Source organism: Aromatoleum toluvorans, from assembly GCF_012910905.1.
Lineage (GTDB): Bacteria > Pseudomonadota > Gammaproteobacteria > Burkholderiales > Rhodocyclaceae > Aromatoleum > Aromatoleum toluvorans.
Genome location: NZ_WTVN01000043.1, coordinates 16,220 through 30,331, shown reverse-complemented (window position 1 = coordinate 30,331; position 14,112 = coordinate 16,220). Strand labels below are relative to the sequence as shown.

The following is a 14,112-nucleotide window of genomic DNA, read 5'->3' as shown; positions in this document are numbered from 1 at the left end:
GTCTGCGCCGACGGGGGCCGGCCGGCCCCCTTCATTCAGCGTTGAACGCTCAACGTTCGGGAACGGTGATGAAGCCCATCTTCTGGATGCCTGCGGTGCGTGCCGCCGACATGATCTCCGCGAGCTTCTGGTAGCGCGTCTCGCGGTCGGCGCGCAAGTGCAGTTCGGGCTGCACCGGCTGTGCCGCAGCAGCGGCGAGGCGGGCCGGCAGCTCGTCCTCGGCGATCTTCTGGTCGTTCCAGAACAGCGTCCCGGCGCCGTCCACGGCCAGGGTCACTGTGTCCGGCTTTTCGTTGCTCGCCTGGCTTGCCGCCGTCGGCAGGTCGATCTTGACCGAGTGCGTCAGCAGCGGCGCGGTGATCATGAACACGATCAGCAGCACGAGCATCACGTCGATGAGCGGGACCATGTTGATCTCGCTCATCGGCGCCGAGCTGCCTTCCTGGTTGAAGCCCCCGAACGCCATCACGCGGCTCCGGCGCTGGTGAGGCCGATGTCGCGCGCGGCACCGCTGCCGGCCTTCGCCGCCTGGCCGGTGGCCGGCGTGCTCGCGAGTCGCGAGCCGGTGGTGAACCACGCGTGCAGGTCATGCGCGAAGGCATCCAGCTCGGAGAGCTCGAGGCGGTTGGCGCGGGTGAAAGTGTTGTACGCGAGCACCGCGGGAATCGCGACGAAGAGGCCGAAGGCCGTCATGATCAGCGCCTCGCCGACCGGGCCGGCGACCTTGTCGAGTGTTGCGACGCCCGAGGTGCTGATGCCGATCAGAGCGTGGTAGATCCCCCACACGGTGCCGAACAGGCCGACGAAGGGCGCGGTCGAGCCGATCGAGGCGAGCACGGTCAGGCCCGATTCGAGTTGCGCGGTGGACAGCGCGATCGACTTGCGCAGCGCGCGCGTCACGAACTCGTCGGCGTCGAGCTTGCCGCCCAGCGTCTCGGCGGCGGTGTGGCGGCGCAGGTGTTCGGCCGCGGCCGCGCCCTGGCGGGCGAGCGCCTCGAACGGCGAGTCGGGCGCATCCTGCGACAGGCGCGCGAGGCCTTCCTCCAGGCTGGCCGCGTGCCAGAAACCTTCCACGGCCCCATCGATGCGCCGGACACGGAGCTGGCGTGTCGCGCGCACGACGATCAGGTACCAGCTGGCGACCGACATCACCACGAGGGTGAAGGCCACGAGCTTGATCAGGAGATCCGACTGGGCCCACAGGTGGGACAGGCCGAAGGTGTCGGTAAGCATGTTCAGTTTCCTTCGAGTTTGAAGACGATGGGGACGATGACGGCGGCGGCGACCGCCTGTCCGCCCTGTTTCGCGGGCACGAAGCGCCAGCGCTGCACCGCTTCGCGGGCGGCATTGTCGAGGCGCGCGAAGCCGGAACTTTCCGCCAGATCGACCTGCGCGGGCAAGCCCTCGGCGGTGACCTGCACCCGCAGCATCACCTTGCCTTCCTCGCGCATGCGGCGCGACAGCGGCGGATAGGCCGGAGCGGGGTTGTTCAGGTAGGCCGCGTCGAAACGCGCGGCGACGACGGCCGGCGGTGCTTCGGGCGCGGGACGCGCCGCGGGAGCGGGCGGTGCCGGCGGCGTCGGCGCGGCCTCGCGCACGGGTTCCGGCGTCGCCTGCGGGGGCGGCGTCTCCGTGCGGATCGCGGTCGGCGATTCGGTGGTCTTCGGTACGGGTTTCGGCGCGCGTACCTGCGGGCGCGGTTTCGGCGGCGGCTCGACGACAGGCTTGGGCGGGGCGGGAGGCGTCGGCGCGACGGTCGGCAGCGGCACCGGCAATTCGATCAGCGCCACCGAGATCGGCGTTTCGGGCGGCGTGGCGGGGCGTTGCGCGAGATGTGCCAGGGCCACGAGTGCCGCAACGTGGGCAGCCGTCACCAGCGCGAGCAGCAATGCGCGCTCGCCGCGCGGTGCGCGCGGGCGACGCAGGCGGGGCGCCGGCTCGGCAAGGGCCTCGCGCGGTGGTACGAAGCTCAGCGGCCGGCGCCCCGATGCATTGCGTGGCGGCGTGAAGGAGGCGGCGGGAAGGGCGTGGGAGTGGAGCGGGGCCATCAGGCGCTACGCGGTGTTCAGCGGATAAACTGGTCGATCAGAAGCGCAGCGAATGCCACGTAGAGGGCGAGGCGGTGTGCGGCGAAGGCCGGGCCTTGCCGCAGGGATGGGTCGTTCAGCACGTCCAGGCGCCGGGTATGCATGCCAGTTCTCCGTTGATTCGATGACGCTGGCTCGTTCTGCGGGAGAACTGGCTTGCGATGTTGGCGTGCGCCGGTCCTGCCGGCGCGAACGGTGGTCGGTCGCGCGTCAGCTCGCGCCGCCCATCTGCGATTGCAGGTAGTTCTGCAGTCCGACCTTGTCGATCAGTTCGAGTTGCGTTTCCAGATAATCGATATGTTCCTCGGTATCCTCGAGGATCTCCTCGAAGATCTCGCGCGAAACATAGTCCTTACAGGACTCACAGTAGGCGATCGCCTCGATCAGTTCGGTGCGTCCGCCCTGTTCCAGCTTCAGGTCGCCCTGGATGCATTCCGGGACGTTCTCGCCGATCAGGAGCTTGTTGAGGTTCTGCAGGTTCGGCAGCCCTTCGAGAAACAGCACGCGCTCGATGAGCTTGTCCGCATGCTTCATTTCCTCGATCGACTCTTCGTACTCATGGTGGCCGAGCTTCCCCAGGCCCCAGTTCTTGTACATGCGCGCATGCAGGAAGTATTGGTTGATTGCGGTGAGTTCGGTCGTCAGCTGCTTGTTGAGGTATTGAATTACTTTCTTATCGCCTTTCATACGGCCTCCACGGCAAGGGAATACGAGGGCGCGAACACGGCCATCGCCGCATTCGCGTTCGTCGTCTGCTCTGCCATCGCCGCACGCAGGCAGTCGCGTGCGCAACTCGCGCAGCGACCGCATTCGCCCGCGACGCCGAGCCGGGTCCGCAATTCGCGCAAGGTGGACACCCCTTCGCTGACTGCTTCGTCGATGTGGCGTTCGGTCACTGCGTTGCAGATGCAGACATACATAGTCTAGCCTCGTTGTTCCGTTTGTCGTGGTGGTCTGTACGGATTACTTCGTCAGGATCAGCTTTCCGGCCCGCGTCGCGCGCAGCACGTAGTGCGTTCCGTCGTGATCGATCGTCACGCAGGGTTGCCCGAGGAGCAGCCGTTCGCTCGGGATGACCGCCGCACCCGCCTGGCGGGCAGGTCGGCCGTCCTGCGTTGCATCCGCGGAATGGGTAACGGGGGTATGCCGATTGTCCTGTGCCTGCATGATGTGATCGATAAAGCAAATAGGAACGATTCGCATTACAGCATCGACTGCTTGCTGGGTCAATACCCCCTGTGCTTTGATCGCGCCACCTTGCCAATTCGCGTATGCCGAGCCACCCCCTGTCCCGTGCTGCGGCAGCAGCTTCCGGAGAAGCCCAGATGTCCGAAACCTTCGTGATCGAACCCGCCCCGCGCCCTGTTCTTCCCGTCGCCGGAGGCGGCCTGTTTCCGGTGCGGCGCATCTACTGCATCGCCCGCAACTACGCGGCCCATGCGCGGGAAATGGGCGGGGATCCGAGCCGCGAGGCGCCGTTCTTCTTCACCAAGCCGGCCGACGCCGTGCTGCCGGTCCGCGCCGGCACCTGCGGGCAATTCCCCTATCCGCCGGCAAGCCGTGACGTGCATCACGAGCTCGAACTGGTCGTCGCGCTCGGCGCGGGCGGCAGCGACCTCTCGCCCGAGGCCGCGCGGGCGTGCATATGGGGCTACGCGGTGGGCCTGGACATGACACGGCGCGACCTGCAGGCGGAAGCCAAGGCCACGGGCCGGCCGTGGGACATCGGCAAGGCTTTCGATGCCGCGGCACCGATCTCGCAGCTCGTGCCCGCCGCGGGGCGGGTGCCCGAATCCGGCGAGATCCGCCTCGAGGTCAATGGCGAAACGCGCCAGCGCGGCGACCTCTCGGACATGATCTGGTCTATCCCCGAGATCATCGCGTTCTTCTCGCGCTACTACCGGCTGGAGGCGGGCGACCTGATCTTCACCGGCACGCCGGAGGGGGTGGGGCCGGTGGCCGTCGGCGACCGGCTGCACGGCGTGGTCGCCGGCGTCGGCGAACTGCACCTCGAGGTCGTGGCGCCGCGCTGAGCGTCGCGCGGCCGCAAGGTCAGGGCAGTCGCAGCAGGACCCGCACGTGCGCATCCGCCTCGGCGGCGGGCATGTAGCCGATGAGGTTCGGCTGCGACGCCAGCCACTGGCGCAACTGGGCCACGCTCCCGGCTTCCTGCGGCGGCAGGGCGCGTCCGGTGAAAACCATGCGCGACCAGTGCGCGCGGATCTGGCTGGGATTCTTGTGCGTCAGCAACTGGTAGAACTCGTCGCGCGCCGGTCCGGCCGGAAGATCGGCGAGCGTCACGACGACGCCGTCGGCCAGGGTATGGGCGCGCCCGAGGTAGAACTGCTCCACCTGAGCAGCCGTCAGCACGGGCAAGGGGCTTTGTGCGCCGGCGACGATGACGATCTGCGCCAGGGCGCAGGGCGGGGTCAGCAGTGCCAGGGCAAGGAAACTGGCGCGAGCGATGCGAATCACCGGCGCACCCTCAGAAGCTCACGTCGAGCGACAGGCTGAACGTGTCGAACGTACGCCCGCCGATCCGCGTCGTCAGGGGGTTGCCGCGCGGGAAATAGGAGCCCCACGAATTCTCGTCCGGGCGCGCGCGCGTCCATTCGGTCTTTAGCGCCGCATGCGCGGCGAAATCCCAGCGCGCGCCGAACGTGACGCTGCGTTGTGCATTGTTGCGCGAGGTCAGGAACAGGTCCCACAGTTGCGCCAGCCGGCCGGCCGGCAGCGTGGCCTGGGCGAACTGCTTGTCCAGCGTCTGGCGCGCGACGACCGCGTAGGGCATGAGGGGGCCGAAACGGCGCCCGAGGCTCAGGTACCAGCCATGTGCGCTCACGACATAGCGGTTCGTCTTGCGCCGCGCGTACTCGCCGACCAGCTGCCAGTCGCCGTCGTCCCACTGCACTCCGACCGAATCGAAACTCGTGCTCCCGCGAGTGCCGGACAGGTCCGCAATCACGCCTTCCTGACCGGTGGCGCGAAGGATGCGCGCCATGTCGAGGAACTGCCGGTCACCGCGCTCGAGCGTGAACCTGCCCTCGCCATGGCCCAGGTGCAGGGAATATTCGCCCTGGCTCAGCACGACATTGAGGCCGCGCGTCTCCTTCAGGCGCGCGCTGCCCTGCGGGAAGGGGATGCGGCCGCCGCCATAGTAGGGGTGGATCTCGATGTCGAGCCGGTCGAGGCGCTTGTGATAGATGAGGTCGATGCCGTCGAGGTCGTTGAAGGGGTTGAGGCCATACACCTCGACCGGCGGGCGCACCCACGGGTTCGCGTAATTCACGTGCAGTGAATCCGACAGCATGAAGAAGGGGACGCGCACCCGGCCGGCGCGCACCGACAATCCCGGGGCGAGGGTCTGGCGGAAGAAGGCGAGCGTGACGCGCGGATCCTGGCGCTCGCTGCCGTCCTCTCGCGCCAGGACCTGGACGGTGATGTCGTTGCGATCGGTGAGGCGCATGCTGGCCTGCAGGCCGAGCAGGCTGTCGGGGCTGAAGTCGGGGTCGGAGTTTCCGGGGAAGTTCACCCCGTAGCGGGTAAACCACACGTCCTTCCTGTCGGTCGTGACCGCGCCGAGCGTGCCGAAGCCCGAAAATTCGAAGCGCGGTGGCTGGGCCGCCTCGTCGCTGTCTGCGCGTACGTGAACGGTGGTGCAAGCCAGAAGAGTCGCTGCGATGCCGTGACACAGCAGGCGCTTCGTTGTCATGCGCGGGCCTCCCGGGCGAGTTGTTTGCCGAACAGCAGTTCCTCCACGGCCTCGACGTCGAGCGGGCGCGCGAACAGGTAGCCCTGCCCGTAGTCGCAGCCCATGCCGAGCAGCAGCTCGGACTGACGTGTCGTCTCGATGCACTCGGCGACGACGCGCATGCCGAGATCGTGCGCGAGCTCGATGCTGCGCGCGACGATCGTGCGCAGGCGCTCGTCGTTTTCCAGCGAGCGCACGAAGGAGCCGTCGAGCTTCACGAGGTCGCAGGGAATCGTGTGCAGGTAGCTCAGCGCCGAGTAGCCGGTGCCGAAGTCGTCGATCAGCACCGACATGCCGGCGGTGCGCAGTTTCTGCAGGATCTCGGCCGCGGGGCCTTCGGGTTGGGCGAGCACGCTTTCGGTGACCTCGAAGCGCAGCATCTCGCGCGGCAGGCCGTGGCGGTCCACCTCGGCGATGATCTCGCCGGCGAGATCGGGCCGCGCGAACTGTGTCGCCGAGAGGTTGACGCTGACCCGGGGCACGGCGGCATCGCTCGCCGCGAGCTGCCGCCACTGCGCGAGGCGCTCGCAGGCACGGCGCAGCACCAGCATGTCGAGTTCGTGGATGAGGCCCAGCGTCTCGGCCAGCGGAACGAAGAGGTTGGGCGGCAGCATCCCGCGGACGGGGTGGCGCCAGCGCACGAGTGCCTCGAAGCTCGTGATCGACCCGCTGTCGAGCGCAACGATGGGCTGGAAATGCACGATGAGTTCGTCGCTGCCCAATGCGTCGCGCAGGTCGCCTTCGAGCTGGAGGCTTTGCAACGCCTGCTCGTGCATCGACGCATGGAAGATCGCGACCGAGTCGTCGCCGCGCTCGCGGGTGCGCTGCAGCGCATTGTCGGCATCGCGCAGCATGGTGTCGCCGTTCTCGCTGTCGCGGTAATCGATGCTCAGCGACATGCCGATGCGGAACTTGGGATACAGGATCTGTCCGGCGATGCTGGTCGGCTTGGCCAGCCGCTCGCGCAGGGTCCCGGCGAGCCGCAGGGCTTCCGCGGGGTTCTCGATGCGGTTCAGCAGCAGCGCGAACTGGTCGCCGCCGACCCGCGCGGCGATGTCGCCGTAACGCAGCGTCTCCTGGATCGTGCGCGCCACGTGGCACAGCAGCGCGTCCCCGGCTTCATGTCCGAAGCTGTCATTCACGAGCCGGAAACGCTGCAGGTTGATCGCGAGCACCGCGAAGTCCTGGCCGCCCGTGCGGCGCTGCTGGCCGAGTGCGCTGCACGCGTGTTCGAGGAAGAGGGCGCGGTTCGGAAGCTGCGTCAGGCCGTCGTGCAGGGCGTCATACTGCAGGCGCATCTGGACCAGCTTGTGCTCATGCACGTCGCTGATCGAGCCGGCCATGCGCGCCGCGCGGCCGTCCTCGCCGCGCACCGCGACGCCCCGCGTCATGACCCAGCGGTAGCTGCCGTCCTGCTGCCGTGCGCGATACTCGCACTTGAACTGGGTGCTGAAGCCCTTCAGATGCTCGATCATCTTCGTCCGGTAGCCGGGCGCGTCGTCCGGATGAATGCCGGTGACGACCTCCGCGGGACTGTAGTACATGCGTCCGGCTGTCAGGCCGGCGACCTCGCAGTAGCGCGGCGAACAATAGACCTGCCCGTCGGCGATGTCCCAGTCCCACAGGCCGTCGTGGGCACCCTGGATCGCCAGCTCGTAGCGCTGCTCGCTCGCCTTCAGCCGTTCGGCCGAATCCTGCAGTTCGCCGATGCGGTCCTGGAGGTTTGCCGCCATCACGTTGAAACGCCGCGCGAGCCGGGCGAGTTCGTCATGGCCGCTTTCCGGCAGGCGGTGATCGAGCTTGCCGGCCGCGATCGCCTCGCTGCCGGCCAGCAGTCGACTCAGATTGCGTGTCAGCAGGTAACCGATGCCCGAAAGCAGGCCGAAGGTCATCAGCAGTTCCGCCAAGGCGATCGCCGTGCCCTGTTCGGTGATCGCCTTGCGCGCCGCGGCGAGCACCGAGACGGAGACCCCGAACTGCAGGAATCCGACTTCGTTGCGATCGAGCAGCAGCGGGCGGCGCACGTGCACGACGCCGCCGCCGGCTCCGCCCCGCGCGTGCGCATCGTCGGCCTCCGGCAACTCCCGCATGTCGGGCAAGCCCGCGCTGACCAGCACCTGCCCGTCGGGCGCGACGATGCGCACGTACACGAGGCCTTCATCGGACTCGCTCAGCAGTTCGCCGAGCACGTCCTGCAGCGTGTGCAGCTCGCCCATGTCGCCGTAGGCGACCGCCATCGCATGCAGCATCGTGGCGTTCTGGCTGACGAGCGTGTTGAGGCTCGCACTGGTCGCCTGGTTCATCAGGCGCACGCTGTTTGCAAGCAGCAGGGTTAACAGGACGATCTGCACGACCGTGCTGGCAAGCAGCAGGCGCATGCGGATCGAGCTGAGGCGGAGCGAGAGCTTCACCATCTGTGCCGGAAGGAGCCGTTATCGTCGCGCGAGGCGCTTGACGCCCGCTGCGGCGTCGATGCTGCCCGCGTCGACGAAGGCTTCGACGTTGTCGACGATGCGGTCGGGGTCGTACAGGTAATTGACCATCACCCCCCAGGATTGGCCGAGCCCCTTCTCCGACGAGTCGGCGAGCCAGTTGAGCCGCTCGACGCGTGCGCCGTTGCCGAGATGGAAGCGTGCGACGGAATCGAGCGGCAGCTTGTCGCGCTTGGCCTCCAGCAGGTACGCAGCGGTTGCCCTCAGCAGCGGATCGCGCAGCGCCCGCGCCAGTGCGGCGTCTTCCGCCCACGTGGGGTCGCCCGACAGCACCTGCGCGAGCCTGGGGGAGTCCGGCCCTTCGATGCCCGCCGCGGCCAGCCGCTTCCAGTCGTTCTCGTTGAATGCAGTCAGGACTTCCTTCGTGTTCTTCGCCGCCCAGCGCACCAGCCCGGGAATCGGAGACAGCGTCGCGAAGGTCTTGATGCGCGGAAAGTCGCGCTGCAGGTCATCGACGACGCGCTTGAGCAGGAAGTTGCCGAACGAGACCCCGCGCAGGCCGTCCTGCGTGGCGCTGATCGAATAGAAGATCGCCGTGTTGGCGCGCTCGGTGTCCGCCGCCGGGGCGTTCTCGTCGAGCAGCTTCTGGACGTTGTCGGCCAGGTCGTCGAGCAGGGCGACCTCGACGAAGATCAGCGGCTCCTGCGGCATGCGCGGATGGAAGAAGGCGTAGCAGCGGCGGTCCGAGCCGAGCCGGTTCTTGAGATCCTTCCATGAGCGGATCTCGTGTACTGCCTCGTACTGGACGATCTTCTCCAGCAGGGCGGCCGGCGAATTCCAGGTCACGCGCGCCAGCTCGAGGAAGCCGACGTCGAACCAGGCCGTGAGACGCGCGTCGAGTTCGCGGTCGAGCGATTTCAGCTCCTTGTCGTGCTCGAGGAAGCGCAGCAGGTCCGCGCGCAGATCGACGAGGAACTTCACGCCCTGCGGAATCGCGTTGAACTGGGTCAGGATACGGATGCGCGACGACCGCATCGCCGCGCGCAGCAGGGCTTCGGCGTCCCATTGCCTGGGCGTGCCGACGGCCGCCTGGTAGGCCTCGTGCGCCTTGGCGACGCGCTTCGGGTCGGGGCCGAACTCGAGCGCGATGATGCGCAGGAAGGCGTGGCGCCCGGCCTCGTCCAGCTTCAGGTAGGTGTCGGCGAGACGCCCCGCGCGCAGGCGCGTCGATACCTCGCCGCCGCGGCTTTCCGCGCATTCGCGCAACTGCCGGCGAATCCGTTCGAGCTGCTTTTCGGTCGGTTCGCCGTTGCGGCCAGCGGCGCTGGCGACGATCTCGCGGACCTTCGAAAGACTGCGCGATACCAATCCCGGTGCCATCAGCGCTCTCCTTTGCGTCATGGTGCCAGAAATGAAGCCGTCATCGTGCAAACTATGGCACGGAGCCGGCGCGACGATTATGTTGTTGGGTTATTTGTTCTTGCTGAAGCTTTCCCCTTGCCGTGGCTGGCGACGAGCAGCCACGCCCCCGCGGCGATCATCGGGACGCACAGCCACTGCGCCGTCGACAGCCCCAGCGAGAGCGTGCCGAAAATTCCCGGATCGGGGGTGCGGAAGAATTCGGCCGCAAAGCGCAGCGCGCCGTACCCGATCAGGAACATCGCCGAAACCGCCATCGCCGGACGCGGCTTCGCCGCATACAGCCACAGCACGACAAACAGCAGCAGGCCCTCGCCGGCCGCCTGATACAGCTGCGACGGATGGCGCGGCAGGTTGTCGACCCAGGGGTAGATCATCGCCCACGGCAGATCGCCGTCCACCGGTCGGCCCCACAGTTCGCCGTTGATGAAGTTGCCGATGCGGCCCGCGGCGAGGCCCGTCGGCACCAGCGGTGCGATGAAATCGGTGACGTCCCAGAATCCCTTGCCGGTGCGCCTGCCGTACAGCCACATCGCCACCAGCACGCCGAGGAAGCCGCCGTGGAAGCTCATCCCGCCCTTCCACACGGCAAGGATCTCCGCCGGGTGTGCGAGATAGTAGGCCGGCTGGAAGAACAGCACCTCGCCCAGCCGCCCGCCGATCACCACGCCGAGCATGCCGTACATCAGCAGGTCGTCGATCTGCTGCGGCGCCCAGCCCATCTCGGGGCGGCGGCGCGCGTGGAGGCGTCCCAGCAGCATGAACAGCACGAAGGCAACGAGGTACATCAGCCCGTACCAGCGGACCGACAGCGGTCCGATCGACAGGGCGACCGGATCGAATTGCGGATGGATCAGCATGGCCGCCGGGCGCTCAGTCGAACTGCGCGCGGAACGTGTCGAACTCCGCGCGCAGGCGGTCGAAGTCCTCGCGCAGGCGACGCACCTCGTCCTCCAGTTCGGCGGTGCGCCCGCGGCTTGCTCCGGCCGACTGCGCCCCGGTGGCGTTCTCTCCCATCGCCTCGAAGGCCGCCGCGCCACCCAGCAGGTGCGCATAGCGCGTCTCCTTGGTGCCCGGCGCGCGCGGCAGCGCACCGGCCATCGGCGGGTACTTCTCGGCGAGGTGTTCCAGCACGGCTTCGACGGCTGCGATATCGTCGAAGCGGTGCATCCGGTCCGAGCGCTGGCGGATCTCGCCCGCCGTCTGGGCGCCGCGCAGCAGCAGCACCGCGAGGACGGCCTGTTCGGCCGGCGGCAGGGAATGGCGCAGGCGCACCAGGTGCTCGTACTTCGCCACCCGGCCGCTCGCCTGGTCGCGCCGCGACACCAGCTTGCGCGCCATGAGGCTGTCGACCGCGGCCTGCACGTCGGCATCCGCCAGGTTCATGACGGGGTCGCGCCCGGTCAGCTGGTTGCAGCCCGTGACGATGCCGTTGAGCGACAGCGGATAGGCATCGGGCGTCACGAAGGCCTTCTCGATCAGGACGCCGAGCACGCGGATTTCGGCGGGATCGAGGTCGAAGCCTTCGCTGGGGGAGTCGGGGGCGCTTTGCTCTGTCATGGTTGTCGTTGGTGGCGCGCAGGGCATGGGTGGGGAATGATAGCCGAGCACCGTTTGGCTTCGGTTAGAATTCAAGATTAGATTTCCGTGTGACGCACCGCCGATGCAGCGTGCGCCCGAACCCTGAGCCGAGGACACCATGCCCCAATACCGTTCCCGTACCTCCACTGCCGGTCGCAACATGGCGGGCGCCCGCGCCCTGTGGCGCGCCACCGGTATGAAGGACGGCGACTTCGAGAAGCCGATCATCGCCGTCGCCAACAGCTTCACCCAGTTCGTCCCCGGCCACGTGCACCTCAAGGATCTCGGCCAGCTCGTCGCGCGCGAGATCGAAGCCGCGGGCGGCGTCGCGAAGGAGTTCAACACCATCGCCGTCGACGACGGCATCGCGATGGGCCACGGCGGCATGCTGTATTCGCTGCCCTCGCGCGAACTGATCGCCGACAGCGTCGAGTACATGGTCAATGCCCACACCGCCGACGCGCTGGTGTGCATCTCGAACTGCGACAAGATCACCCCGGGCATGCTGATGGCTGCGCTGCGCCTCAACATCCCGGCGATCTTCGTCTCGGGCGGGCCGATGGAGGCGGGCAAGGTCAAGTGGGAAGCAAAGGTGATCTCGCTCGACCTCGTCGATGCGATGGTCAAGGCCGCCGACAGCCACTGCTCGGACGAGGAGGTCGACGCGGTCGAGCGTTCCGCCTGTCCGACCTGCGGTTCCTGCTCGGGCATGTTCACGGCCAACTCGATGAACTGCCTCACCGAGGCGCTGGGCCTGTCGCTGCCGGGCAACGGCACCGTGCTCGCGACGCACGCCGACCGCGAGCAGCTCTTCCGCAAGGCCGGCCGCACCATCGTCGACATGGCGCGCCGCTATTACGAGAAGGAAGACGCCTCGGTGCTGCCGCGCTCGATCGCGAGCTTCAAGGCCTTCGAGAACGCGATCAGCCTCGACGTCGCGATGGGCGGTTCCACGAACACCGTGCTGCATCTGCTGGCCGCCGCGCGCGAGGCGCAGGTGAATTTCACGATGGCCGACATCGACCGCATCTCGCGCAAGGTGCCCTGCCTGTGCAAGGTCGCGCCGGCCGTCCCCGACGTGCATATCGAGGACGTGCACCGCGCCGGCGGCATCATGGGCATCCTCGGCGAACTCAATCGCGCCGGGCTGCTGCACGCCGAGCTCCCCACCGTGCACAGCAAGACCATGGCCGAAGCGCTGTCGCGCTGGGACGTCATGCAGGCGCATGACAACGCCGTGTTCGAGTTCTACAAGGCTGCGCCCGGCGGCGTGCCCACCCAGGTCGCGTTCTCGCAGAACCGCCGCTGGAACGAGCTCGACATGGACCGCTCGAAGGGCGTGATCCGCGACCGCGCCAACGCCTTCACCGAGGACGGCGGCCTCGCCGTGCTGTACGGCAACATCGCCGAGAAGGGCTGCATCGTGAAGACCGCCGGCGTCGACGAGTCGATCTGGAAGTTCACCGGCACGGCGCGCGTGTTCGAGAGCCAGGAAGACGCGGTCGAAGGCATCCTCGGCGACAAGGTCGTCGCGGGCGACGTCGTGATCATCCGCTACGAAGGCCCGAAGGGTGGTCCCGGCATGCAGGAGATGCTGTACCCGACGAGCTACCTTAAGTCCAAGGGGCTCGGCAAGGCGTGCGCGCTGCTGACCGACGGCCGTTTCTCGGGCGGCACGTCCGGCCTGTCGATCGGCCATGCCTCGCCCGAAGCCGCGTGCGGCGGGGCGATCGCACTGGTCGAGGAGGGCGACACGATCGAGATCGATATCCCCAACCGCAGCATTCGTCTGGCCGTCAGCGACGAGGAACTCGCCCGCCGCCGTGCCGCGATGGAGGCGCGGGGCAGCAAGGCGTGGAAACCCGCCAGCCGCCAGCGCGTGGTGTCGGCCGCGCTGCAGGCCTACGCAGCGCTCACGACCAGCGCCGACACCGGCGCCGTGCGCGACGTCACCCAGGTGCAGCGCTGACACGATGATGGCCACCGCCGCGGTCCCGCACGGACCGCGGCGGTGGGCTCCGGAGATGCCGTGGGAGTTTGCATTGCGAATGTGACCCGCTTGCATCCGGAATGCGCCCGAGGGGGCGCCCGGATGCCTCGTGAGTGTCTTCCCCTGCCTTGACCGCCCCGCAGGCGCCCTCTACCATCCCGCCGATGGACGCAGAACTGAACAAGCTGGAGCATCAGGTCGAACAGATCGTCGGCCTGCTCGAATCATGCCGCGCGGAAGGGCGCGAGCTGCGTACGCGCGTCGCGCGGCTGGAGGCCGAGAACCGCACGCTGGCCGAAAAGGTCCGTCTCGCGACGGAAAAGCTCGAACGACTGCTCGAGCAGCTGCCGGAATCCTGACATGCCCACCGACACCCTCGACATCTCGCTGCTCGGGAAGACTTATTCCGTCGCCTGTCGTCCCGAAGACCGGGAAGGACTCATGGCCGCGGTCGCTTTTCTCGACGAGAAGCTCAACAGCGTTGCGGCGCGTACGAACTCGTCCGGCGAAAAGCTGGCTGTCATGACCGCGCTGAATATCGCGCACGAATTTTTGCAGTTTCAGCGCTCCGGCGGGTTTGACATGCAGGCCGTGAAGCGTAGAATCAGTCTCGTGAATGCACGCCTAGACGGGGTGCTCGCGCAGCAGGAAAAGCTTTTCTAACAGTTGGTTAGCGCGGGTTGGCGTGTATGTAAGGTCAATCCCCGCTGTGTCGTCGAAGTCGTAGATTCCTTGGACCAATGTCGAGAGACTTGGTCGCGGACCATGGACACCGCAGGTGTGCACGCCCCTAGCCGGGTGAGCCTGATGCGGAAGGAAAGCGACCTCCCTGAACCCCAGGTTCAGGATGCC

17 protein-coding genes are annotated in these 14,112 nt (G+C 67.6%); 4 read left to right on the top strand and 13 right to left on the bottom strand.

Annotation, left to right across the window (positions count from 1 at the left end; all coding sequences use genetic code 11):
• Positions 1 to 49: 49 nt before the first annotated feature.
• The 7 genes from GPA22_RS19910 to GPA22_RS19885 all read right to left on the bottom strand — a co-directional run bounded on the left by GPA22_RS19910 (position 50) and on the right by GPA22_RS19885 (position 3,317).
• Positions 50 to 466, bottom strand: a complete 417-nt coding sequence (locus GPA22_RS19910; RefSeq protein WP_169257809.1) for an ExbD/TolR family protein — start codon at positions 464 to 466, stop codon at positions 50 to 52.
• Entirely contained in the window at positions 466 to 1,233 is a 768-nt protein-coding gene (locus GPA22_RS19905) for a MotA/TolQ/ExbB proton channel family protein (protein ID WP_169257808.1), read from the bottom strand. The genes GPA22_RS19910 and GPA22_RS19905 overlap by 1 nt, the downstream gene beginning before the upstream one ends.
• 2 nt (positions 1,234 to 1,235) lie before the next feature.
• A complete protein-coding gene (locus tag GPA22_RS19900; RefSeq protein ID WP_169257807.1) occupies positions 1,236 to 2,048 on the bottom strand; it encodes an energy transducer TonB in 813 nt (270 codons plus the stop codon).
• 17 nt (positions 2,049 to 2,065) lie between these two features.
• Positions 2,066 to 2,191 (bottom strand): hypothetical protein, encoded by a 126-nt coding sequence (locus GPA22_RS22985; RefSeq protein WP_281374157.1) that lies wholly within the window; start codon positions 2,189 to 2,191, stop codon positions 2,066 to 2,068.
• A gap of 106 nt (positions 2,192 to 2,297) precedes the next feature.
• On the bottom strand, positions 2,298 to 2,774 hold the full coding sequence (gene bfr / locus GPA22_RS19895; protein WP_169257806.1) for a bacterioferritin: 477 nt from the start codon (positions 2,772 to 2,774) through the stop codon (positions 2,298 to 2,300).
• A complete protein-coding gene (locus GPA22_RS19890; protein WP_121430071.1) occupies positions 2,771 to 3,007 on the bottom strand; it encodes a (2Fe-2S)-binding protein in 237 nt (78 codons plus the stop codon). The genes bfr and GPA22_RS19890 overlap by 4 nt, the downstream gene beginning before the upstream one ends.
• 43 nt (positions 3,008 to 3,050) lie before the next feature.
• Positions 3,051 to 3,317 carry a hemin uptake protein HemP gene (locus GPA22_RS19885; protein ID WP_246264547.1) on the bottom strand — a complete coding sequence of 89 codons (267 nt, stop codon included), beginning with the start codon at positions 3,315 to 3,317 and terminating at the stop codon, positions 3,051 to 3,053.
• Positions 3,318 to 3,412: 95 nt separating this feature from the next.
• Here GPA22_RS19885 and GPA22_RS19880 point away from each other — a divergent pair, with 95 nt between their 5' ends.
• Positions 3,413 to 4,120 (top strand): fumarylacetoacetate hydrolase family protein, encoded by a 708-nt coding sequence (locus tag GPA22_RS19880; protein ID WP_169257805.1) that lies wholly within the window; start codon positions 3,413 to 3,415, stop codon positions 4,118 to 4,120.
• A 19-nt stretch (positions 4,121 to 4,139) separates the two neighbouring features.
• Here the strand turns inward: GPA22_RS19880 and GPA22_RS19875 are convergent, their stop codons facing one another.
• The 6 genes from GPA22_RS19875 to GPA22_RS19850 form a co-directional block, all read right to left on the bottom strand.
• A complete protein-coding gene (locus GPA22_RS19875) occupies positions 4,140 to 4,562 on the bottom strand; it encodes a hypothetical protein (protein WP_169257804.1) in 423 nt (140 codons plus the stop codon).
• 10 nt (positions 4,563 to 4,572) lie between these two features.
• Entirely contained in the window at positions 4,573 to 5,799 is a 1,227-nt protein-coding gene (locus GPA22_RS19870) for a hypothetical protein (RefSeq protein ID WP_169257803.1), read from the bottom strand.
• A complete protein-coding gene (locus tag GPA22_RS19865) occupies positions 5,796 to 8,252 on the bottom strand; it encodes an EAL domain-containing protein (protein ID WP_169257802.1) in 2,457 nt (818 codons plus the stop codon). The genes GPA22_RS19870 and GPA22_RS19865 overlap by 4 nt, the downstream gene beginning before the upstream one ends.
• Positions 8,253 to 8,270: 18 nt before the next feature.
• Positions 8,271 to 9,650, bottom strand: coding sequence for a malonyl-CoA decarboxylase (locus tag GPA22_RS19860; RefSeq protein ID WP_211169243.1), 1,380 nt, complete (start codon positions 9,648 to 9,650; stop codon positions 8,271 to 8,273).
• Between the two features lie 77 nt (positions 9,651 to 9,727).
• Positions 9,728 to 10,549: a prolipoprotein diacylglyceryl transferase gene (gene lgt / locus GPA22_RS19855; RefSeq protein ID WP_169257801.1), complete on the bottom strand. Its 822-nt coding sequence runs from the start codon at positions 10,547 to 10,549 to the stop codon at positions 9,728 to 9,730.
• A 13-nt stretch (positions 10,550 to 10,562) separates the two neighbouring features.
• Positions 10,563 to 11,249 (bottom strand): YceH family protein, encoded by a 687-nt coding sequence (locus GPA22_RS19850; RefSeq protein WP_169257800.1) that lies wholly within the window; start codon positions 11,247 to 11,249, stop codon positions 10,563 to 10,565.
• Positions 11,250 to 11,388: 139 nt separating this feature from the next.
• Here GPA22_RS19850 and ilvD point away from each other — a divergent pair, with 139 nt between their 5' ends.
• The 3 genes from ilvD to GPA22_RS19835 all read left to right on the top strand — a co-directional run bounded on the left by ilvD (position 11,389) and on the right by GPA22_RS19835 (position 13,923).
• Positions 11,389 to 13,239, top strand: a complete 1,851-nt coding sequence (gene ilvD, locus GPA22_RS19845) for a dihydroxy-acid dehydratase (protein WP_169257799.1) — start codon at positions 11,389 to 11,391, stop codon at positions 13,237 to 13,239.
• A gap of 185 nt (positions 13,240 to 13,424) precedes the next feature.
• Positions 13,425 to 13,619: a hypothetical protein gene (locus GPA22_RS19840; protein ID WP_169257798.1), complete on the top strand. Its 195-nt coding sequence runs from the start codon at positions 13,425 to 13,427 to the stop codon at positions 13,617 to 13,619.
• 1 nt (position 13,620) lies between these two features.
• Positions 13,621 to 13,923: a cell division protein ZapA gene (locus GPA22_RS19835; protein ID WP_169257797.1), complete on the top strand. Its 303-nt coding sequence runs from the start codon at positions 13,621 to 13,623 to the stop codon at positions 13,921 to 13,923.
• Positions 13,924 to 14,112 lie beyond the last annotated feature (189 nt).

Coding starts and splice junctions, on each gene's coding strand:
- ilvD (WP_169257799.1), top strand. CDS start 11,389: ATGCCCCAATACCGTTCCCGTACCTCCACTGCCGGTCGCAACATGGCG.
- lgt (WP_169257801.1), bottom strand. CDS start 10,549: ATGCTGATCCATCCGCAATTCGATCCGGTCGCCCTGTCGATCGGACCG.
- GPA22_RS22985 (WP_281374157.1), bottom strand. CDS start 2,191: ATGCATACCCGGCGCCTGGACGTGCTGAACGACCCATCCCTGCGGCAA.
- GPA22_RS19880 (WP_169257805.1), top strand. CDS start 3,413: ATGTCCGAAACCTTCGTGATCGAACCCGCCCCGCGCCCTGTTCTTCCC.
- GPA22_RS19850 (WP_169257800.1), bottom strand. CDS start 11,249: ATGACAGAGCAAAGCGCCCCCGACTCCCCCAGCGAAGGCTTCGACCTC.
- GPA22_RS19840 (WP_169257798.1), top strand. CDS start 13,425: ATGGACGCAGAACTGAACAAGCTGGAGCATCAGGTCGAACAGATCGTC.
- GPA22_RS19905 (WP_169257808.1), bottom strand. CDS start 1,233: ATGCTTACCGACACCTTCGGCCTGTCCCACCTGTGGGCCCAGTCGGAT.
- GPA22_RS19900 (WP_169257807.1), bottom strand. CDS start 2,048: ATGGCCCCGCTCCACTCCCACGCCCTTCCCGCCGCCTCCTTCACGCCG.
- bfr (WP_169257806.1), bottom strand. CDS start 2,774: ATGAAAGGCGATAAGAAAGTAATTCAATACCTCAACAAGCAGCTGACG.
- GPA22_RS19870 (WP_169257803.1), bottom strand. CDS start 5,799: ATGACAACGAAGCGCCTGCTGTGTCACGGCATCGCAGCGACTCTTCTG.
- GPA22_RS19890 (WP_121430071.1), bottom strand. CDS start 3,007: ATGTATGTCTGCATCTGCAACGCAGTGACCGAACGCCACATCGACGAA.
- GPA22_RS19860 (WP_211169243.1), bottom strand. CDS start 9,650: ATGGCACCGGGATTGGTATCGCGCAGTCTTTCGAAGGTCCGCGAGATC.
- GPA22_RS19865 (WP_169257802.1), bottom strand. CDS start 8,252: ATGGTGAAGCTCTCGCTCCGCCTCAGCTCGATCCGCATGCGCCTGCTG.
- GPA22_RS19910 (WP_169257809.1), bottom strand. CDS start 466: ATGGCGTTCGGGGGCTTCAACCAGGAAGGCAGCTCGGCGCCGATGAGC.
- GPA22_RS19835 (WP_169257797.1), top strand. CDS start 13,621: ATGCCCACCGACACCCTCGACATCTCGCTGCTCGGGAAGACTTATTCC.